Annotated in this window: 23 protein-coding genes and 1 pseudogene; 13 read left to right on the top strand and 11 right to left on the bottom strand. The window is 69.3% G+C overall.

Annotation, left to right across the window (positions count from 1 at the left end; all coding sequences use genetic code 11):
• Positions 1–202: pseudogene (locus A5780_RS39140) on the bottom strand (phosphotriesterase-related protein); the annotation flags it as partial.
• Positions 203–224: 22 nt separating this feature from the next.
• Between A5780_RS39140 and A5780_RS14700 the strand changes: the two are divergent.
• From A5780_RS14700 to A5780_RS14690, 3 genes are all read left to right on the top strand, one after another.
• A complete protein-coding gene (locus tag A5780_RS14700) occupies positions 225–599 on the top strand; it encodes a hypothetical protein (protein ID WP_369829525.1) in 375 nt (124 codons plus the stop codon).
• Positions 600–687: 88 nt separating this feature from the next.
• Positions 688–2,208: a class I adenylate-forming enzyme family protein gene (locus A5780_RS14695; RefSeq protein ID WP_064908708.1), complete on the top strand. Its 1,521-nt coding sequence runs from the start codon at positions 688–690 to the stop codon at positions 2,206–2,208.
• A 72-nt stretch (positions 2,209–2,280) separates the two neighbouring features.
• Positions 2,281–3,639, top strand: a complete 1,359-nt coding sequence (locus A5780_RS14690; protein WP_063018972.1) for a TIGR01777 family oxidoreductase — start codon at positions 2,281–2,283, stop codon at positions 3,637–3,639.
• Between the two features lie 6 nt (positions 3,640–3,645).
• On the opposite strand, the gene A5780_RS14685 is transcribed toward A5780_RS14690, so the two are convergent.
• From A5780_RS14685 to A5780_RS14655, 7 genes are read right to left on the bottom strand one after another with little or no spacing between them, the layout of a single operon-like run.
• The gene (locus A5780_RS14685; protein WP_064908696.1) at positions 3,646–5,460 is read right to left on the bottom strand and encodes a complex I subunit 5 family protein; all 1,815 of its coding nucleotides are present in this window, start codon (positions 5,458–5,460) and stop codon (positions 3,646–3,648) included.
• A complete protein-coding gene (locus A5780_RS14680) occupies positions 5,460–5,807 on the bottom strand; it encodes a sodium:proton antiporter (protein WP_063018968.1) in 348 nt (115 codons plus the stop codon). Before A5780_RS14680 ends, A5780_RS14685 begins: the two co-directional genes overlap by 1 nt.
• Entirely contained in the window at positions 5,804–6,553 is a 750-nt protein-coding gene (gene mbhE, locus A5780_RS14675; RefSeq protein ID WP_064908695.1) for a hydrogen gas-evolving membrane-bound hydrogenase subunit E, read from the bottom strand. The genes A5780_RS14680 and mbhE overlap by 4 nt, the downstream gene beginning before the upstream one ends.
• On the bottom strand, positions 6,550–6,792 hold the full coding sequence (locus tag A5780_RS14670) for a DUF4040 domain-containing protein (protein WP_064906952.1): 243 nt from the start codon (positions 6,790–6,792) through the stop codon (positions 6,550–6,552). The genes mbhE and A5780_RS14670 overlap by 4 nt, the downstream gene beginning before the upstream one ends.
• Positions 6,792–7,088, bottom strand: coding sequence for a monovalent cation/H(+) antiporter subunit G (locus A5780_RS14665; protein ID WP_063018962.1), 297 nt, complete (start codon positions 7,086–7,088; stop codon positions 6,792–6,794). The genes A5780_RS14670 and A5780_RS14665 overlap by 1 nt, the downstream gene beginning before the upstream one ends.
• Positions 7,081–7,332 (bottom strand): MrpF/PhaF family protein, encoded by a 252-nt coding sequence (locus A5780_RS14660; protein WP_030518389.1) that lies wholly within the window; start codon positions 7,330–7,332, stop codon positions 7,081–7,083. The genes A5780_RS14665 and A5780_RS14660 overlap by 8 nt, the downstream gene beginning before the upstream one ends.
• On the bottom strand, positions 7,332–7,820 hold the full coding sequence (locus A5780_RS14655; protein WP_064908694.1) for a Na+/H+ antiporter subunit E: 489 nt from the start codon (positions 7,818–7,820) through the stop codon (positions 7,332–7,334). The genes A5780_RS14660 and A5780_RS14655 overlap by 1 nt, the downstream gene beginning before the upstream one ends.
• Before the next feature lie 193 nt (positions 7,821–8,013).
• Between A5780_RS14655 and A5780_RS14650 the strand changes: the two genes are divergently transcribed.
• Positions 8,014–8,460: an ATP-binding protein gene (locus A5780_RS14650; RefSeq protein WP_227463021.1), complete on the top strand. Its 447-nt coding sequence runs from the start codon at positions 8,014–8,016 to the stop codon at positions 8,458–8,460.
• A 77-nt stretch (positions 8,461–8,537) separates the two neighbouring features.
• Here the strand turns inward: A5780_RS14650 and A5780_RS14645 are convergent, their stop codons facing one another.
• The gene (locus A5780_RS14645) at positions 8,538–9,506 is read right to left on the bottom strand and encodes a TIGR03557 family F420-dependent LLM class oxidoreductase (RefSeq protein WP_063019190.1); all 969 of its coding nucleotides are present in this window, start codon (positions 9,504–9,506) and stop codon (positions 8,538–8,540) included.
• Positions 9,507–9,766: 260 nt separating this feature from the next.
• On the opposite strand from A5780_RS14645, the gene A5780_RS14640 reads away from it, so the two are divergent.
• The 6 genes from A5780_RS14640 to A5780_RS14615 all read left to right on the top strand — a co-directional run bounded on the left by A5780_RS14640 (position 9,767) and on the right by A5780_RS14615 (position 15,208).
• The gene (locus A5780_RS14640; protein ID WP_146101037.1) at positions 9,767–10,120 is read left to right on the top strand and encodes an STAS domain-containing protein; all 354 of its coding nucleotides are present in this window, start codon (positions 9,767–9,769) and stop codon (positions 10,118–10,120) included.
• A gap of 49 nt (positions 10,121–10,169) precedes the next feature.
• Positions 10,170–11,564, top strand: coding sequence for an ATP-binding protein (locus tag A5780_RS14635; RefSeq protein ID WP_064906945.1), 1,395 nt, complete (start codon positions 10,170–10,172; stop codon positions 11,562–11,564).
• Positions 11,561–13,513: a VWA domain-containing protein gene (locus tag A5780_RS14630; RefSeq protein ID WP_064908693.1), complete on the top strand. Its 1,953-nt coding sequence runs from the start codon at positions 11,561–11,563 to the stop codon at positions 13,511–13,513. The genes A5780_RS14635 and A5780_RS14630 overlap by 4 nt, the downstream gene beginning before the upstream one ends.
• Positions 13,514–13,637: 124 nt before the next feature.
• A complete protein-coding gene (locus A5780_RS40965; protein WP_231982957.1) occupies positions 13,638–14,375 on the top strand; it encodes a contact-dependent growth inhibition system immunity protein in 738 nt (245 codons plus the stop codon).
• 192 nt (positions 14,376–14,567) lie between these two features.
• Positions 14,568–14,942 carry a PLDc N-terminal domain-containing protein gene (locus A5780_RS14620; protein ID WP_063019181.1) on the top strand — a complete coding sequence of 125 codons (375 nt, stop codon included), beginning with the start codon at positions 14,568–14,570 and terminating at the stop codon, positions 14,940–14,942.
• Between the two features lie 62 nt (positions 14,943–15,004).
• Entirely contained in the window at positions 15,005–15,208 is a 204-nt protein-coding gene (locus A5780_RS14615; protein ID WP_030518397.1) for a hypothetical protein, read from the top strand.
• Positions 15,209–15,245: 37 nt separating this feature from the next.
• Here A5780_RS14615 and A5780_RS14610 read toward each other — a convergent pair whose 3' ends face one another.
• Positions 15,246–15,842: a hypothetical protein gene (locus tag A5780_RS14610; RefSeq protein ID WP_064908692.1), complete on the bottom strand. Its 597-nt coding sequence runs from the start codon at positions 15,840–15,842 to the stop codon at positions 15,246–15,248.
• A 185-nt stretch (positions 15,843–16,027) separates the two neighbouring features.
• On the opposite strand from A5780_RS14610, the gene A5780_RS14605 reads away from it, so the two are divergent.
• Entirely contained in the window at positions 16,028–16,201 is a 174-nt protein-coding gene (locus tag A5780_RS14605; protein WP_030518399.1) for a CsbD family protein, read from the top strand.
• A gap of 237 nt (positions 16,202–16,438) precedes the next feature.
• The gene (locus A5780_RS39135) at positions 16,439–16,888 is read left to right on the top strand and encodes an STAS domain-containing protein (RefSeq protein WP_181068631.1); all 450 of its coding nucleotides are present in this window, start codon (positions 16,439–16,441) and stop codon (positions 16,886–16,888) included.
• A 4-nt stretch (positions 16,889–16,892) separates the two neighbouring features.
• Here the strand turns inward: A5780_RS39135 and A5780_RS14595 are convergent, their stop codons facing one another.
• Complete coding sequence (locus A5780_RS14595; protein ID WP_064908691.1) at positions 16,893–17,267, bottom strand: hypothetical protein; 375 nt, start codon at positions 17,265–17,267, stop codon at positions 16,893–16,895.
• Positions 17,268–17,392: 125 nt separating this feature from the next.
• On the opposite strand from A5780_RS14595, the gene A5780_RS14590 reads away from it, so the two are divergent.
• A complete protein-coding gene (locus A5780_RS14590) occupies positions 17,393–18,583 on the top strand; it encodes an alcohol dehydrogenase catalytic domain-containing protein (RefSeq protein ID WP_064908690.1) in 1,191 nt (396 codons plus the stop codon).
• Positions 18,584–18,594 lie beyond the last annotated feature (11 nt).

The following is an 18,594-nucleotide window of genomic DNA, read 5'->3' as shown; positions in this document are numbered from 1 at the left end:
CGCGGCTGTCGCCCGAGTGCCCGATGACGACCTTGCCGAGATCCACCCCCTCCTCCGCGAGCACCTTCTGCGCGATCAGGCCGGACTGGTTGTGGACGTTCGTGTGCACCGTGACCGGCGCCCCGGTCTCCACGTGGGCCTGGCCGACCGCGCGCATCACCCGCTCGACTCCGGGCGTCAGGCCCTGTTCCTCGATCGCGCAGAAGGTGCTCGCGGAGGAGGGGGTGGATCTCGGCAAGGTCGTCATCGGGCACTCGGGCGACAGCACCGATCTGGATTATCTGTGCGCACTCGCCGACGCCGGCTCCTATCTCGGCATGGACCGATTCGGACTCGACGTCTTGCTGCCGTTCGAGCAGCGAGTCGACACCGTGGTGCGACTGGTCGAGCGGGGGTACGCCGAGAAGATGGTCCTCGCCCACGACGCGGCGTGTTTCATCGACTGGTTCTCCGAGGAGGGCAAGGCCGCCGCCGTGCCGAACTGGAACTTCACCCATATCAGCGACGACGTGCTGCCGGCGCTGCGGGCGCGTGGCGTCACCGACGAGCAGATCGACACCATGCTCGTCCACAACCCGCGCCGCTATTTCGGTGCCTGAGCTCTGCACGGGCCGTGATGTGTTGCGCGCCCGGCGAAGTGCGAACGCGGCCGATCGAGGAGATGCACTGATGACAACCGAACCCGCGGTGATCGAGATTTCGCGCCGCGACAATCCCTTTCCGCGCACCGGCATCGCCGAACGTGACGGTGTCGCGCACTACACCGGCCTCCCGGCGACACTGCTGGATATGCTGCGCGCCCAGGTGGAGACGCGGCCCGAGAGTGAAGCGGTCGTCGAACTCGGAGCGGATCGCCTGACCTATCGGCAGTTGTGGGAGCGTGCCGCTCGGGTCGCCGGCGGTCTGCGTGCGGCCGGATTGGAACGCGGAGACCGTGTCGCGGTGCGGTATCCGGCCGGGGTCGACTGGGTGCTCGCCTTCTGGGGCACGGTGATGGCGGGCGGAATCGCCGTCGCGGTCAACATCCGCTCGGCCGGGCCGGAGGTCGAGTTCGTGCTGGCGGATTCGGGCGCACGGATCGACCTCGCTCCCGGCGTACCCCTTCCCGACGGCGATCCGGTTGTGACGCAGGATCTTTCGGCTTCCGACAGCGCGGCGATCTTTTACACCTCGGGCACCACGGGCCATCCCAAGGGTGTGCCCACCACGCACGAGGCGTTCGTGACCAATGCCGAGAACATGGTGCGCTGCATCGGACTGCCACGCGATATCGGCGAGGGTATGCGGACGCTGATCTCTGTGCCGCTGTTCCACGTGACCGGCTGCAACTCCCAGCTGCTGACCGCCGTCCATCTCGGTGGCACCGCGGTGATCATGCCGGCGCTCGGTGTTCCAGAGCTGATCGCCGCGCTGTCGACGGAGCGGATTTCGTTCCTGGTGACGGTGCCGGCGGTCTATGCGCTGATGTTGCGGCACCCCGACTTCGCCGGCGCGGACACCGCCACCGTGCGCTGGGTGGGCTACGGCGGCGCGCCGATCGCACCGTCGCTGGTGCTGTCGTTGAAAGAGGCGTTTCCCAACGCCCAGGTCTTCAACGGATACGGCATGACCGAGACCGCGTCGCTGATGACGGTGCTGCCCGACGGCGACGCCGTCGACCACGCCGATTCGGTCGGCTACGCGGTGCCCTCCGTCCAGCTCGGCATCGCCCCGCTGGGCGAGGAGCCCGGCGTCGGCGAACTGGTCGTGCGCGGGGCGAATGTCACCGGCTGCTATTGGAATCGGCCCGAGGCCGACGCCGTCACCATCATCGACGGCTGGCTGCACACCGGTGACGTGGTCCGCGTCGACGACGCGGGGCGGGTGCACATCGTCGACCGGATCAAGGACATCATCAACCGTGGCGGGGAGAACGTCTCCAGCGTCGAGGTCGAAGCGGTCCTGCTCGCGGCGCCGGGTGTCACCGACGCCGCCGTACTCGCCGTGCCGGACGCGGTCATGGGGGAGAAGGTCGGCGCCGTGGTGGTCCCCGATCCGGACGGGCTCGACATCCCCACTCTGATCGAGCACTGCCGGGAACGGCTGGCCGACTTCAAAGTGCCGCAGTATGTGACCGTGGTGGGCGAGCCGTTGCCGCGCAACGCCGGCGGCAAACTGCTCAAGGCCGCGTTGCGGGAGCGGACGACGTGGGGCGACCCGCTGCGGTGAGAACGGCGACGCCGCCCGGCGGTGCCGGTGGCCGGCAGTTTCGGGCCGGTGTGGCGGGGGTACTGCCGCCTCATGGGTTTCGAATCGGCGAATGTCGTGGACTTTCCGCAGGCCGAGGTCTTCGAATGGTTCACCCGGCCCGGTGCGCTGACCAGGCTGGCGCCGCCGTGGCAACCGGTGCGGGTGGTCCGCGAGGCGGGATCGCTGAAGGACGGGCGCGCCGAACTGGCGCTGCCCGGCAACCTGCGCTGGGTGGCCCGCCACGACCCGGTCGCCTACGACCCGCCGCACCGTTTCGCCGACGAACTCGTCGCCGAGGGCCCCGCCTCGGCCTTCGCGCACGTGGTGCCGTGGCGCCACACCCACGGCTTCGAGGCCGTCGACGCGGGGCGCACCCGGATCGTCGACGAGGTGGATACGCCCGTGCCCGCCGCGCTGCTGCGGCCCATGTTCGAATACCGTCACCGGCAGCTGGCCGGTGATCTGGCGGCCCACGCCCGGGCCGCCGAGAACGGCCTGCGATCGTCGACCATCGCGATCACCGGCGCCTCGGGACTGGTCGGGACGGCCCTGACCGCATTTCTGCGAACCGGCGGCCATCGCGTGATCCGGCTGGTGCGCGGGACCGCGCGCGAACGCGACGAGCGGCAGTGGGATCCGGCCGCGCCCGCCGCCGATCTGCTGGACGGAGTGGACGCGCTGATCCATCTGGCCGGGGCGCCGATCGCGGGCCGGTTCACCGACGAGCACAAACGCCGCGTGCGCGACAGCCGCGTGGGACCCACGCGCGCGCTCGCGGAGCTGGCCGCGCGAACCGGATTGCCGACCTTCGTCGGGGCCTCCGCGATCGGCTATTACGGCTACGACCTCGGCGATCGCGTGCTCACCGAGGACAGTCCGGCCGGTGACGGATTTCTGGCCGAGGTGGTCTCGGCCTGGGAGGACGCCGATCGGCCCGCCCGCGAGGCCGGGGTCCGGGTGGTGCGGGTGCGGACCGGGCTGGTGCAGTCGCCGGCCGGCGGGCTGCTGCGCTTGTTGCGGCCGTTGTTCAGTGCCGGATTGGGCGGGCCCATCGCCGGTGGGCGGCAATGGATGTCGTGGATCGGCATCGACGACATGATCGACATCTACCACCGCGCGCTGTGGGATACCGCGCTGTCGGGTCCGGTGAACGCGGTGGCACCGCATCCCGTCCGCAACGCCGAATACACCCGCACGCTGGCCCGCGTCGTCCACCGGCCCGCGATTCTGCCGGTGCCGCAGGTCGGTCCGGCGCTGCTGCTGGGCGGGCAGGGCGCGCGGGAGCTGGCCGCGGCGAGTCAGCGGGTGGAGCCGGCCCGGCTGCTGGCCACGGGCCATCACTTCCGCACCGACCGTCTCGAACCGGCGCTGCGGCATGTGCTGGGCCGGCTCGAGGCGCCGGGGGAGTAGACCGCCTCATCCCACCCACAGCAGTCCGATGACGGCCGCGCAGCCGAACACCAGCCACGCCGCGTAGTCGCCCAGATGCCCGCTGTGCAATCGGTGCAGTCCCTGCCGCACCGCCATCACCGCGGATGATCGAGAAGTATTGTCGCCCAGTCTGTTTCGCCGGTGGATGCCGAGCAGGGCGAGCGTCACCGCGGCCCCGGCGGACACCAGGCCGAGGATCGTTCCGTGCAGCGTCCAGCTCAGGTCCGGCGCGGACTGCGCCGAGACGACTCCCGACAACGCCCGGTCTCGATAGCCGATCCGATCGCAGAATTGCGCGGCCGCCGCGGCCACTTCACGGCCGAATCGTCCCGGAAGTCCGCTCAGCACACCGGCACTCAACAGCGCGAACACCGCCGCGAGCATCGTCGCCGGAATGCGGCCGGGCGGGGTGTCGGCATCGGGAGTCTCGTGCGCACCGGTGGTTTCGTCCGCCTCCGACGCCGGCCGGGGTGGACGGCCGACGCCGAAGAATACGCGCAACCCCACCCGCAGCACAGCGGCGCCGGTCAGCGCCGACACCGCGACCACGAGCACGGTCAGCGGTACCGAATGCGCGGACTCCTCCAGCAGCGATTTACCGAAACCGGTGCCCGACAGCGGAATTCCGCTCAGCATGAGTCCGCCCAGCAGGAACGCCGCGCCCACCACCCGGTGTCGCCGGGCGCGACCGTACAGCCGCACCTCGTCGAGAGATCGATACCGCGACAACAGAATTCCCGCCATGAGGAACAGCGCGCCCTTCACCGCGGCGTGCCCGGCCAGATACACCGCCGCGGCCGCCACGCCCTCCGGAGTCAATGCGGCCAGGCCGAGCAGGAACAGTCCGATGTGCGCGATGGTCGAATAGGCGAGCAGTCGCTTGATATGGCGCTGCAGGACACACATCACGGTGCCCAGCAGCGCGGTGCACACGGCCAGCACCAGCATCATCCGATGGACGCCCGCGGCCGGCAGCACGGTGTCGAACACTGCCCAATAGACCCGCGCCACACCGTAGATCCCCAGCGGCGCCATCGCGCCCGAGAACAGGACGCACACCGGAGTGGGGGCGACCGCGTGCGCGTCGGCCAGCCAGAAATGAAACGGCACCGCCGCCGCTTTCACCAGCCAGCCCGTCGCGATCAGCCCGAATGCGATGAGCACCAGCGCATCCGGCGTGCGCTGCGACAGCGCCAGGCTCAACTGCGGCAGACCCAGCTGACCGGTTCGCGCGTAGAGCAGTCCGATGCCGAACAGGCACAGATAGGCGCCCAGCGAATTGACGACCGCGAAGTTCAAGCCGTCCTGCACTGCTTCGGGCTCCTCGATCTCGAGACCGGTCAGGGCGTACGCGGCCACGCTCATCAGCTCGAAGAAGACGAACATGTCGAACAAGTCGCCGGTGAGGGCGTAGCCCGCCATGCCCGCGGTGAACAGCAACAGCAGAGCCGGATAGTGCGCGCGCACGGTGTCGAAATAGCGCCAGCCGAACAGCAGCGCCGTGGTCGCGAGCACGGCGATCAGCAGCACCATGGCCGCGCCCAGCCGGTCGGCGATCAGCACGATGCCCACCGCGAACCGCGGCCCGGGGTGCCAGCCGCCGACCCAGGTCACCACCGCGCCCGACCCCGTCGCGGCCAGCAGCCACCCGGCCAGGATCGCGGTGGCCAATGCGGTGAGCAGCGCCAGGGCGTCGACAGGGCGACGGGGTGCGATCCGCCCGAGGAGCAGCAGTACGCAGGCGCCGGCGATCGGCACCGTGACGATCAACGGCGGCAGCGCGCTCGCGGAACCGCCCATCAGCCGCGCAGGGCGTGCAGCTCATCGGGCACCACGGTGCCGTGCCGCTTGGCCACCTGGATCACCAGCGCCAGCAGCAGCGCGCTCACCGTCGCCGACACCACGATGTCGGTCAGGGCCATGGCCTGCACCACCGGGTCCACCACCGGCGAACCGGGCGGATTGGCCTGCCCGAAAATGGGCGCGGTCGCCCCCTTCCGATATCCGACGGCCAGCAGCAGCACGTACGTACTCGACTGGGTCACCGATACGCACACCACGGTGTGGACCAGATGGCGGCTGCGGACGACGCCGAACAGTCCCATCAGCAGGATCCACACCGCGACCAGATACGGGAATACGCTCATCTCGCCCCTTCGTCGGCGCCCAGATACTCGTCGAGGAACTGGGCGAGCAGTACGACGATGCCGCTGCCCACCGCGATGCCGACCGCGCAGCTGAACAGCGCGACGGTGCCCGCGGAGAACAGATGTCCGCTCGTGCCCTTCGGCAGGAAGTTGGACAGGAATCCGGTGCCGGCCGCCAGCCCGGCGGCGCCGAGTGCGAGGACCGCGCCCATGCCGACCGCTTCCCCCGTCTCGTACCAGACCAGCGGCCGGACCCGCCGCAGTGCGCGATAGTCGCCGGCCACATATAAGAGGTGCAGGCCGGTGGCCAGCACCACCCCGCCCTGAAAGCCGCCGCCGGGGGTCAGGTGGCCGTGCACGACGACGTCGGCGCCGATCAGCAAGGTCACCGGCAGCAGGACATAGCCGGCCAGGCGGGTGGCGGCCAGCAGCGGTGGACGCGACGACGGGTCGATCGCCGCACGCGGTGGCCGGGGCTGGGAGGTGCGGCGCAGCAGTGTGGCGGCCCCGACCACGGCCGCCACCAGGATGGCTTCCTCGCCGAGGGTGTCGAACCCGCGCTGATCGAAGTTGATGGAGGACACCACATTCGGGCTGTTGCGGTGCAGCGCCTCGGTCACCGCGGCATCGCGGTAGGGGTGGAAGTCGTTGCCGAAACTCGGAATTCGCAGTATCGCGACGATCAGCGCGACACCCAGTCCGAGGGCTCCGGCGGCGACCACCACGAGGCGCGCCCGGGTGCTCACGAGCGTCTCCGCCGGCGCACCGACCGCACGGCCAGCAACACCATCAGTGGCACCACCGCGGTGCCGACCGCGATCTGCGACAGTGCGACGTCGGGTGCGCCGAGCAGCAGGAACAGTGGCGACAACAGCGCCCCGTAGACGCCCAGCGTCACCGCCTGGCGCTGCGGGTTCTCGGTGCAGACCACGACGGTGGCCGCTACCGCCACCAGGACCAGTGCGAGGATGATCAGTACGTCCATCACGATTTCCGTTCGCCCAGAACGACATTCAGCTTGCCGATCGCCGCCGACGACACCGGCGCGGTGACCCATAGCAGTGCCGCGGTGAGGGCGACGATCGCGGTGGTGAGACCGGCGCCGTAGTCCAGCAGGACCGCCAGTGTCAGCAGCGGCCCGGTCACCGACGCGAGCATGCCGGGATAGTGCAGCCGCGCGTACACCCCGCGCGGTCGCAGCGCCGACCAGGACGCCGCCACCGCCACCACGACCGCCGCGCCGAGTACGACGCCGGCCGCGATCGTGGCGGCATCAGTCATCGCCGGCCCCGGTCAACCGGGTGAACACCAGGGTTCCGGCGAAGGCGAGCAATGCCAGCACCGTCGCCACGATCAGATAATCGGGGCGGCGAACGGCGAGGCTGATCGTGATCAGCGCCAGCACCGCGACTGTTCCGACCATTTGCATTCCGACCAGCCGGTGGGCCGCGATACCGCGTGCGGACAACCAGATTCCCGGCGGCAGGGCGCCCGCCAGCAGGGCGATCGAGGCGACGGTCCACATCAGCGTCGCAGGTCCGGGTCGCGGACCGCGCGTTGCAGCGCGGACTCGGGCAGCGGCAGGGTGTGCAGCCTGATCCGGGAATGTTCGGGATCGGAGTAGACCACCAGGGAACCGGGTGTCGCCGAGAGCAGAATCGTCGCGGCCGCTTCCCGTCCGTCTCGCTGTGCGGTCGAACCGGTTGCGGGCAAGGGTAATTCGATGAACCGCCCGGCCGGACGCCGACCGCGCGCCACCAGCGCGAGTGCTCCGGCGCCGTCTCGAACCACGGTGAGGGCGGTGCGCGCCACCCACTGCGGCAACCGGGCCGGGGGCCGCCAACTCCCGCCGACCGCACGTCGCGCCGCGCACGCGGCCACCGCGCACGGCAGCGCCGGCACCGCGGCGGCGATCAACTCCTCCCACGCCGCGACCGTCACCGTGGCTTGCCAGATGAGCACACAGATCAGCCACCAGGCCGCCGCTTCCGCCACGACACCGCCGCGCCGCATCCGCACCTCCTCCTCGGGGCCGCACCGGAACGGCGCATACCCGCTCGGCCTGCGGGTACCCGGCGATGCCGCCGTCAATCGCGGACCGCCGCCTGCCCGGTCCCCCTCCGACGTTTGGTTCCCCGGATGGCAGGGTATCGGCGACGACGAGCGGAAAATGCGGAGACGCGCCTGCGGGGCGGAAGGAGATGACGTGTCCTTGAGCGAGTGGATTTCGCCGTCGGCGGACCCGGCGCCTGCGGGTTCGGTCGTCGGCGTGCGAGTACTCGCCCAAGCGCGCCAGTTGCTCATGCTGCGCGCTCTGGCCGAAACGGTCGCTTTGATGGCCGAATTCGCACTCGACGAGGTGACCGATATACGGGTGGCGCTGGACGAGATCGCCACCGCGCTGATCGAACGCGCCGTGCCCGGATCGTCGATCGAATGCGATTTCGGCTACGACGGTGACCGGATGTCGGTGGCGGTGACCGCGGTAGCGGTCACGCCGGAGGCGCTGCACCGGGACGGACTGGGCTGGCATGTGCTCACCTCCATCACCGACTCGCTAGAGGCCACCACGGCACCCTTCGATTCGGCGGTGGCCGGTTATCCGGTGACGGTGGAATTCCGGCGGTTGCGCCGGCACGGCAGCACCGCCTGAGTATCACCGCACGGGGCACGGCGAGGGTCCGGCAATCGTATTGCCGGACCCTCGAGTTGCGCGCCGGCCGTCGAATTTCAGCTCGCCGGAGTCAATTCTCGCAGGGGGGCATCGAGTTCGCTGCGATAGAAGTCGATGAATCCTTCCGGATCGGGTCCGGCGTTCTGCATCACCAGATGATCGAATCCGGCATCCACATATTGCTGCGCGACTTCCAGATAGCGTTTCGGATCGGAACCGCACGCGAATTGTTCGAGAATATCGTCGCGCCGCACGGTGGTGGTCGCCGCGGCGAAATTCACCGGATTCGGCAACTCGCTCATCACCTTCCATCCCGTGAGTGCCCAGCGGGTGGTGTCCAATGCGGCCTGCGCCGCGGTCTGTTCGTCGGGGGCCCAGGCCATTCCGACCTCGGCGTAGCCGCCGCCGCGCCCGCCGGCGCCGCGATAGGTGTCGACGATCTGCGCTTCGGGGTCGGTCGCGAACAGCCCGTCGCCGAGTTCGGCGGCGAGGCGGGCGGCGTCGGGGCCACCGGCGGCGACGATGATGTCGGGCAGCCGCTCGGGCAGGTCGAACACCCGCGCGTCCGAAATCGACAGGTACTCACCGCGATACGTGTGATACCCGCCGCGCCAGAGCAGCCGGATGATCTCGAGGGCCTCGCGCAACATGCGCTGGCGGATATCGATCGGCGGGAACTCCCGGCCCACCACGTGTTCGTTGAGCCGCTCACCGGAGCCGACCCCGAGATCGAAGCGTCCGTCCGACACCAGCGCCAAGGTGGCCGCGGCCTGCGCCACGATCGCCGGGTGATACCGGATGGTGGGGCAGGTGACGCCGGTGACCAGGCGGATGCGTTCGGTGCGTTCGGCGATGGCGCCGAAGACCGTCCAGGTGAAGGGGGAGTGGCCCTGATTGTCGAGCCACGGATGATAGTGATCGCTCATTTCCACGAAGTCGAATCCGGCCGCCTCGGCACGAATCGCCTGTCGGATCAGTTCGCGCGGCCCATAGGATTCCGACGCCAGTTTGTAACCGATCTGCATTGCGGGGGCTCCTCACATGCGTGGGACAGTCGAGTCTCGGCTACCCAGCGTCGCGGTCGGCAACCGTACGCCGACGGGCTATACAGACCGCTTCGTCTTTGTTAGAAATGTGACAGCGGGATTTGCCTCGAAAAAGCGGGGCACTGCACATGTCGATTTCGCCTGGGAGATCGCACATGAAGACGAACGCCACATTCCGAATCGGTCATCACCGTTCCCTTCCCGTCCCGGGTCGCCCCGAGGCCCGGCTCAGTGCGATCATGCGCACCCACGGAGCCGCGGTCGTCCTGTCGGTGCGAGGCGAGGCCGATGCGTGCACTCTCGATGATTGGCGCCGCCTCGTACACCAGGGTGCGGCGCTCGCGGCAGCCCACGGCGGGCCGCTCGTCGTGGATACCGGCGGGCTCGGCTTCCTGGGTTGGCGCGCACTGGTCGTATTGGCCGAGGAGGCCGCCGACCAGCGTCGACGTGGTGTCGCGATCTGCCTGGTCAGCCGCACGCCGACGATCGCGCGGATGGCGGCGGTCGACCCGTTGACCGCCGAATTGCCCATCCATTCCACCGTGGTCGGCGCCTTGCACAGCCTGCCCGCCCCGCCCGCCGCCGCGAAGTGAGCCGACACAATCGTTGTCGGACTCGCAAGATCGTCGTAGCGTCGCTGGGGTGAGTGTTCCTCAGCATCTGCCCGCCACCGCGGGCGAACTGCGCGCCGCCGGTTATCAGCCGCGCGGGGTGAAATCCGAAATCCGCGAGAATCTTCTCGCCGCACTGCGATCCGGGACCGATCCGTGGCCCGGCATCGTCGGCTTCGACCGCACCGTCGTCCCGCAACTGGAACGGGCGCTGCTCGCCGGCCACGACGTGGTCCTGCTCGGCGAGCGAGGCCAGGGCAAGACCCGGCTGCTGCGCACCCTGGTGGGGTTGCTCGACGAATGGACGCCGGTGATCGACGGCGCCGAACTCGGCGAACATCCGCTGGCGCCGATCAGCCCGGCGGGCCGGCGGCTCGCGGCCGAACTGGGCGACGACCTGCCGGTGGCGTGGCGTCACCGCAGCGAACGCTACGCCGAGAAGCTCGCCACACCCGACACCTCGGTCGGCGACCTGATCGGCGATGTCGACCCGGTGAAGGTGGCCGAGGGCCGCAGTCTGGGCGATCCGGAAACCATCCACTTCGGGCTGGTCCCGCGCGCCCACCGCGGCATCGTCGCCATCAACGAATTGCCCGACCTCGCCGAACGGATCCAGGTCGCGCTGCTGAACGTGATGGAGGAACGCGACATCCAGGTGCGCGGTTACACGCTGCGGCTGCCGCTGGACGTGCTGCTGGTCGCCACCGCCAACCCGGAGGACTACACCAACCGCGGCCGCATCATCACTCCGCTCAAAGACCGCTTCGGCGCCGAGATCCGCACCCACTATCCGCTCGATGTGGAGGCCGAGACCGCGCTGGTGCGCCAGGAGGCCGAGCTGGTCGCCGAGGTCGGCGATCCGCTGCTCGAGGTTCTGGCCCGCTTCGTGCGCCAGCTGCGGGAATCGCCGGCGGTCGATCAGCGTTCCGGTGTCTCGGCGCGCTTCGCGGTGGCGGCTGCCGAGACCGTGGCCGCCGCCGCACTGCGCCGGACCGCGCTGACCGGTGAACATCCCGCCGTCGCCCGCCCGGTGGACCTGGAGTCGGTGCCCGCGGTGCTGCGCGGCAAGGTGGAATTCGAATCCGGCGAGGAGGGCCGCGAAACCGAGCACCTCACCCATCTGCTGCGGCGCGCCTTCGCCGAGACGGCACGCCGGCGGCTGGCCGGGGTGGATCTGCGACCGCTCGCCGAGGCGGTGAGCGCCGGCCATCCGGTCACCACCGGCGAACGGGTGCCGGGCCAGGAGGTGCTCTCGGCGCTGCCCGAGCTGCCGGTGCTGGCGCGGGTGGCCGAGCGGCTCGGCACCCAGTCCACCGATTCGCCGGCGCGTATCGCCGCGGCCGTCGAATTCGCTTTGGAGTCACTGTATTTGAGTCGTCAGCTGGCCAAGGATTCCGACGACGGCACAGCGACCTACGGCTCATGACGACCCCCGACCGCTACTCCTACGGCCCCTATCACGACGGTCCCGACCCGCTAGCGCCGCCGGTCGATCTCCGGGAGGCGCTGGATTCCATCGGCCGCGACGTGATGGACGGCAGCTCCCCGCGCACCGCCCTGGAGGAGCTGCTGCGCCGCGGCACCGGCCGCACGCCCGGGCTGGACGAGCTGACCCGGCGGTTGTGGCAACGCCGTGCCGAGCTCACCCGGCAGCACCGCCTCGACGGTACCTTGCAGCAGGTGCGGGAACTGCTCGACCAGGCATTGGAGGCCGAACGCACCGCGCTGTTCCCCGACCCGGCCGATGATGCCCGCTTCGCGGAGGCGCAACTCGACGCGCTGCCGTCGAGTACCGCCGCCGCGGTGACCGAACTCGCCGACTACCAGTGGCGCTCGGAGACGGGGCGCGCCAACTACGAGCGGATACGGGAACTGCTCGGCCGCGAACTGCTCGACTCCCGCTTCCAGGGAATGAAGCAGGCGCTCGAGAATGCCACGCCCGAGGATGTCGAGCGGGTGCGGCAGATGATGTCGGATCTGAACCAGCTGCTCGCCGCCCACGCCCGCGGGGAGAACACCGAGCGCCAGTTCGCGGAGTTCATGGCCGAACACGGCGAGTTCTTTCCCGAAAACCCCCGCAACACCGAGGAATTGATCGACGCGCTGGCGGCGCGGGCGGCCGCCGCTCAGCGGATGATGAATTCGCTCTCGCCGCAGCAGCAGGCGGAGTTGAGCGAACTGATCGGCCAGGCCTTCGGCGATCCGCGTATCGCCGAACAGGTTTCGGCGCTGGATGCCGCGCTGCGCGCGCTGCGTCCGGGTGAGGACTGGGATTCGGGGCAGCGGTTCCGGGGCCAGGATCCGCTCGGTCTCGGCGAGGGCGCACAGGCGATGCAGGATCTGGCCGAAATGGACGCGCTGGCCGAACAACTCGGCCAGTCCTATCCCGGCGCCCGGCTCGAGGATATCGACCTCGACGCCCTCACCCGTCAGCTCGGTGCCGACGCCGCCGTCGACGCCGCGCGGCTGGCCGAGCTGGAACGCGAACTGCGCCGCCAGGGTCTGTTCGAACGTGCTCCCGACGGGTCGCTTCGCTTGACGCCCAAGGCGTTACGCCGTCTCGGTGAGGTGGCGCTGCGCGATGTGATCGGGCGGTTGCGCGCTCAGCGCGGACAGCGGGCGACGGTGACAGCCGGGGCGGCCGGCGAACCCACGGGCGCGACGCGGCCGTGGCGCTTCGGCGACACCGAACCGTGGGATGTGTCGAAGACCGTGCGAAACGCGGTTCTTCGGTCGGCGTCGACGGGTAGCCGCCGGGTATCGCTGTCGGTCTCGGATGTCGAGATCACCGAAACCGATCAGCGGTCCCGCGCGGCGGTGGCCCTCTGTGTCGACACGTCGTGGTCGATGGTGCAGGACGGACGCTGGCTGCCGATGAAGCGGACCGCCCTGGCGCTGCATCAGCTGATCAGCACCCGATTCCGTTCCGACGCACTGGAAGTCGTGACCTTCGGCCGCCACGCCACCACGGTCGACATCGCGGAACTGACCGGCCTGGAGGCGGTCTGGGAACAGGGCACCAACCTGCACCACGCCCTGTTGCTCGCCGCCCGTCACCTGCGCCGCCACCCCGACGCGGTGCCGGTGGTCCTGGTGGTCACCGACGGCGAGCCCACCGCCCACCTGGAACCCGACGGCAGCTCGTATTTCAACTGGCCGCCCGACTCGCGGACCCTCGCGGTCACCATGGCCCAGGTCGACGTCCTCGCGAAGCTCGGTGCGTCGGTCTCGGTGTTCATCCTCGGCGAAAACCCCAGGCTCGCCGCGTTCGTCGACCTGATGGCCCGCCGCAGCGGCGGCCGCGTCATCGCCCCGGATCTCGACGGCCTGGGCGCGGCAGTGGTGTCGGACTACCTGAGCGGGCGGCGCCGATAGCGTCGACAGGACGAATGTTGTGGTTCGCGGTGGCGCCGCTCGCGTCGCCGCCGTGAGCCCAGCGGCGTGCGGGTTTCCCATCACGGGCAGGAGTCCGGTCGGCGATTCGGGGCAGGATGTCGGCATGAGATCTTCGGTGGACGACGCGTCTGTGATCTCGGAGCTGATCACCGAGTTCTGGGTGGCGACCGAGCGCGGGATTCCTCGCGAGATGGCGGCGTTGATGTGCGCCGAAGAAGCCGAACAATTCCTGGACGACGTGTCCGATCCGGACTACGACGGGCCGCCGGTCGATCCGATCGGTGCGCCCGCTTTCGAGGTATCCGGTATCCGCGTCTACGGCGATGTGGCCCTCGCGCGCATCACCCACGCACCGGACAACGTCGCCGTCCTGTTCTTCCGGCACGAAGCCGGGAGGTGGACGGTGTGCGCGGATGCCGACGAGGACCTGTCGGTGGACCAGTTCGAAGACGACGTGTGGCCGGCCTTGCCGGCGGATGCGACCGCCCTGATGCGCACCGTCGACGAACTGCGGCGCAAGCCGATCGGCGATCTGACCGTCGAGGATATGCGCTCCCTTCTGCAGCAACGCGTAGGTGTCGGCGTACTGCTGCCGCGCGTGCTGGTCCGGCTGAACTGGGATCCGCTGCTCGCGGGCGATCTGTTTCCGGGTGACCTGCTGGTCGCAACCCTGCGAGTCGACCGGGAACACTGGGAGCAGGATCCCGTCGCGCTCGTCCGGATACGACACGTCGTCGACAAGGTGCGAGATCTGGGGGATCTGACCCAGCACGGTGCACCGCACGAGGAAATATGGCGCGCTGTAACAGATTTCCTCACCGAGCTGCCCGGCGAAGGCTGAACGGATCGCCGGTGAACGGTCCGGCCCTCGAGTCCGGTGGCGTCGCGCACGAGCTCACCCGCAACGGGTGAGGCGCCGCACGGGGTCCGCGGCGTGAACTGGTCGGCGTACCGCGGTGGTCGCTGCCCCGGTGGAAGCACGGTCGCGGGAAGCCGTTCGGAGGAAGCCGGACGCTGTCATCGAGGAGACGTCATGCCCGTGTGGGATGTGTTCTGGCTGATCATCATGAGTTTCGCGTTCGCCGCGTATCTGATACTGCTGTTCTGGATCTTCACCGATCTGTTCCGGGATCGCGGCACGTCCGGCTGGGTGAAGGCGGTGTGGGTGGTGTTCATGTTCGTGCTGCCGCTGCTCACCTCGCTCGTCTACCTGATCGTGCGTGGCGGCGGCATGGCGCAGCGTTCGGCCCGGGCGGCGAAGGAGGCCGAGGAGGCGCAGAACGCCTACATCAAGGAGGTGGCCGGAACCAATTCGGCCACCCAGATCGCCGACGCCAAACGGCTCCTCGACGAGGGCACGATCACCGCGCAGGAGTTCGAGCAGCTGAAGAGCCGCGCCCTGGCCTGAGCCGCGGTGACGACAGGGTGCCTGCGCCCACCGCACGGCACAGGGGATCGAGAGGCGGTGCGGTGCGCTACGAATTCATCGTCGCCGGGGAGCTGTCCGGCGACATCTGCGCCGAATTTCCCGAACTGGCCCGCAGTAGCGTGGCCGCGCCCGGCACCACCGCGCTGTTCGGCCCACTCGAGGACTACACCGCGATGCGCAGCGTGCTGGCCCGCATCGATGCCCTGGGACTGACGTTGATCGAGATGCGCCGACTGCCGGATTGAGGCAACACGTGCGACGGCCTTCGGCCGACGTCGGCGCTCAGGAGTGCCCGTGTCCCACGTGCGGGCTGATCCGCCGCCATTCGCGTTCCCATTCGCCGGCCCGGCGCCGATCCAGTGCGTAACCGGTGCCTCGGGCGAGCGCGTAGGCCAGCGCCCAGCAGGCGAGCAGGGCGGCCGTGCCGGTGGCGATGCCCTTGGCGACCGCGGCGTCGTCGGCGACCGGCGGTGTGGTCGGATCACCGTGGGTGGTGAGCCACAACGGGATCCGGTCGCCGCGATGCGTGGTGCCGTCGACGTCGACCATCGCCTGGCCCGGTTGCCCGTCGCGGCTCCACTGCGCCTCGGCGCGGAGCTGATCGGCGAACATACCGCTGGGTGCCGGCATCCGGATCGGATCGCTCGTAACCTCCGCTGTCACAGCGGTTTTCGTGGCGTTTTCCGCGTGGATCGAGGCGAGCTCGGCCCGATACTGGGCGGTGCCGGCGGCGACGGCCAGCAGGATCGCGGCGAACGCGCCCACCACCAGTGCGAGCCGCAGCGCCTGTTCGACGCGGTCGGCGCGGCGCATCAACGGCGAGCGGGTCCACGGCGCGATCCGTCCGGCCCGCAGCACCGCGTAGGTAGTACGCACCATTTCACTCTCCCACCACGACCGGCAGAGGCACGGTCGGAGAATAACCGTTCCCGCCCCGGACAAACGGCGTTCGGAGTGGATCTTCGCCACGATCGGCCACATGTTTGACCCGCACCTGCGTGGTTATCGCCATCAATGCGACCCGCATCGTGCGGGTGGTCCGGCAAATTCGGAAGGAGCACGGTATGAGTGCCATCGATAAGGCCAAGAACAAGCTCGAGGACGCCGCCGGCCAGGCGAAGGAGAAGCTCGGTGCCGCCACCGGCGATCCGGACAAGAAGAACGAGGGCAAGGCCGATCAGACCAAGTCGAACCTGAAGGACGCGGGCGAGAAGGTCAAGGACGCCTTCGATCACTGATCTCGTCCGGCACAACTCCTCCTCCCGAGGCCCGGACCGGTGCAGCAGATGCGCCCGGTCCGGGCCTCGCCGCGTTCCGCGGCGCTCGCGGCACATGCGCTGGAGCTGGGCTTATGCCGTTTCGGCTGTACAGACCGCTGTGTCTCTGTTATGAAGGTAGGGCGGGTCGGTCTTCATGTGGTAGGACGCCCGCAGCGGGCTCGCGCCCGTTGCCCTCGGCTCCGGTTGGAGACCTCAATGAGCTCGAGCGCCCAAGTACGACCCGTAACCCCCGCCGGTGAACCCGGCACCTCTCACGTTGCCGAAGCGCGCCTGTCCGCAGTTGTGCGCACTCGCGGCCCGGCGTTGGTGCTGTCGTTCCGCGGTGAGGCCGACAGCTACACGATGTCCGGATGGTGCGAACGCATCCGGTCCGCCGCCGAGAGCGGTATGCGCATCGTGGTGATCGACACCAATTGCCTGAGCTTCTTGTCTTGGCGCGCCCTGCTGACGCTGGCCCGCGAGGCGGAGGATTACCGGTCCGCGGGCGTGCATCTGTGCCTGGTCACCCAGTCCCGGACGATCAAGCGGATCGCCGAACTGGATTCGGTGACTCGGCAACTGCCGATCCATTCGACGGTCGTGAGCGCGGTCAGCCGTGCGCTGCACGACGTGACCGGGCCCGCGATCGCCGCCACCCCCGGGTGAGTCGCTACTCGTCGGGCAGCGGGAAGTAGGAATCGTCGTCGGTGCCGGATTCGCGCCGCGCGATCTCCTCTACGGCATCGGTGTCACTCGCGCCGCCGGGTGATCCGGTGCGGATCGAATCCAGGCCTTCGGTCGCACCGGATTCCGGAAGCGCCGGCTCGGCCGGCGGCCTGGTCCCCACATCGGGTTCCTCTTCGGCCAGACGTTGGGAGAGTGGCCGTTCCGTGCGCTGCTCGCCGGCCGTCATGCCGTAGCTGTCGACGCCCGACCAGTCGTCGGGCGGTTCCACGATCTCGTCGCCGTCGTCGTTGCCCACATCGTCGGAGTCCAGTCCCTCGGTCGAGGTGAGCAGGTCTTCGTCGGATTCGTTTCCAGCCATGTGCTCCGCGTGCCCCCAATCGCCTGCCGCAAACCGTCGGCGGCGCGCCCGTTCGTTTGGCCATCCGGGCGGCGGGTAGGCCGACGGTGGCCGTATCCAGCACACATGCAGATCGAGGTGACACGATGAAAGCAGTGACGTGGCAGGGCCGCCGCAAGATTTCGGTGGACGAGGTGCCCGACCCTCGGATCGAGGAACCGACCGATGCCATCATCGCCGTGACCTCCTCGGGTGTGTGCGGGTCGGATCTGCACCTCTACGAGGTGCTCGGCCCGTACATGAGTGCCGGTGATGTCCTCGGCCACGAGCCGATCGGGGTGGTGGTCGACGTCGGCTCGGAAGTGCGGTCGCTGTCGGTGGGCGACCGGGTGGTGGTGCCGTTCCAGATCGCCTGCGGGCACTGTGTCATGTGCGATACCGGTTTGCCGACGCAGTGCGAGACCACCCAGGTGCGCGAATACGGCAGCGGCGCAGCCCTGTTCGGATATTCCAAGCTCTACGGGCAGGTGCCGGGCGCGCAGGCACAGTACCTGCGGGTTCCGCACGCCGATTTCACCCACATCCCGATTCCGGCCGGCCCCGACGACAGCCGCTTCCTGTATCTGTCGGATGTACTGCCGACGGCGTGGCAGGTAGTGGAATACGCCGGCGTGCCCGACGGCGGCTCGGTGGCGGTGCTGGGGCTGGGGCCGATCGGGGATATGGCGTGCCGGATCGCCGCCCATCGCGGATACCGCGTGATCGGCGTGGACCGGGTGCCGGAACGATTGCGCCGGGTGGCCGATCGCGGTGTGGAGGTGGTCGATATGGAACAGATCGGCGCCTCGATCGGGGATGTGATCCGCGACCGCACCGACGGGCGGGGCCCCGACAGTGTGATCGACGCGGTGGGTATGGAGGCGCACGGATCACCGGTCGCGGAATTGGCGCAGCGCTCGGCCGGCTATCTGCCGGCGATGGTGTCGCAGAAGCTGATGGACACCGTCGGTATGGACCGGCTCGCGGCATTGAACAGCGCCATCGACATCGTGCGGCGCGGCGGCACGATCTCGCTGTCCGGGGTCTACGGCGGGATGGCCGACCCGTTGCCGATGCGCATCCTGTTCGACAAGCAGATTCAGCTGCGGATGGGTCAGGCCAACGTCAAGCGGTGGGTGGGTGACATCCTTCCGCTCCTGCAGGACGGTGATCCGCTGGGGGTGGAAACCTTTGCCACCCATCGGCTTCCGCTGTCGGAGGCGCCGCGGGTTTATCACGACTTCCAGCGCAAGGCCGACGGCATGGTGAAGGTGGTGCTCGACCCGGCCGCCGCGTGATCGCGGCTGCG

The sequence above is a fragment of the Nocardia sp. 852002-20019_SCH5090214 genome (genome assembly GCF_001665865.1).
Taxonomy (GTDB): domain Bacteria; phylum Actinomycetota; class Actinomycetes; order Mycobacteriales; family Mycobacteriaceae; genus Nocardia; species Nocardia nova.
Note: the sequence above shows the minus strand (reverse complement) of the source record. Positions and strands in the feature narration are given on the sequence as shown.

Bases quoted from the DNA above. Each gene is read 5' to 3' on its own strand.
- A5780_RS14645 (WP_063019190.1), bottom strand. From the start codon at position 9,506: ATGCAGATCGGTTACAAACTGGCGTCGGAATCCTATGGGCCGCGCGAA.
- A5780_RS14665 (WP_063018962.1), bottom strand. From the start codon at position 7,088: ATGACTGATGCCGCCACGATCGCGGCCGGCGTCGTACTCGGCGCGGCG.
- A5780_RS14605 (WP_030518399.1), top strand. From the start codon at position 16,028: ATGAGTGCCATCGATAAGGCCAAGAACAAGCTCGAGGACGCCGCCGGC.
- A5780_RS14680 (WP_063018968.1), bottom strand. From the start codon at position 5,807: ATGAGCGTATTCCCGTATCTGGTCGCGGTGTGGATCCTGCTGATGGGA.
- A5780_RS14590 (WP_064908690.1), top strand. From the start codon at position 17,393: ATGAAAGCAGTGACGTGGCAGGGCCGCCGCAAGATTTCGGTGGACGAG.
- A5780_RS14630 (WP_064908693.1), top strand. From the start codon at position 11,561: ATGACGACCCCCGACCGCTACTCCTACGGCCCCTATCACGACGGTCCC.
- A5780_RS14655 (WP_064908694.1), bottom strand. From the start codon at position 7,820: ATGCGGCGCGGCGGTGTCGTGGCGGAAGCGGCGGCCTGGTGGCTGATC.
- A5780_RS14640 (WP_146101037.1), top strand. From the start codon at position 9,767: ATGCGCACCCACGGAGCCGCGGTCGTCCTGTCGGTGCGAGGCGAGGCC.
- A5780_RS14610 (WP_064908692.1), bottom strand. From the start codon at position 15,842: ATGGTGCGTACTACCTACGCGGTGCTGCGGGCCGGACGGATCGCGCCG.
- A5780_RS40965 (WP_231982957.1), top strand. From the start codon at position 13,638: ATGAGATCTTCGGTGGACGACGCGTCTGTGATCTCGGAGCTGATCACC.
- A5780_RS14670 (WP_064906952.1), bottom strand. From the start codon at position 6,792: ATGGACGTACTGATCATCCTCGCACTGGTCCTGGTGGCGGTAGCGGCC.
- A5780_RS39135 (WP_181068631.1), top strand. From the start codon at position 16,439: ATGAGCTCGAGCGCCCAAGTACGACCCGTAACCCCCGCCGGTGAACCC.
- A5780_RS14690 (WP_063018972.1), top strand. From the start codon at position 2,281: ATGGGTTTCGAATCGGCGAATGTCGTGGACTTTCCGCAGGCCGAGGTC.
- A5780_RS14685 (WP_064908696.1), bottom strand. From the start codon at position 5,460: ATGGGCGGTTCCGCGAGCGCGCTGCCGCCGTTGATCGTCACGGTGCCG.
- A5780_RS14660 (WP_030518389.1), bottom strand. From the start codon at position 7,332: ATGTGGACCGTCGCCTCGATCGCCCTGCTGGCGGGCGCCCTGCCGCCG.
- A5780_RS14620 (WP_063019181.1), top strand. From the start codon at position 14,568: ATGCCCGTGTGGGATGTGTTCTGGCTGATCATCATGAGTTTCGCGTTC.
- A5780_RS14595 (WP_064908691.1), bottom strand. From the start codon at position 17,267: ATGGCTGGAAACGAATCCGACGAAGACCTGCTCACCTCGACCGAGGGA.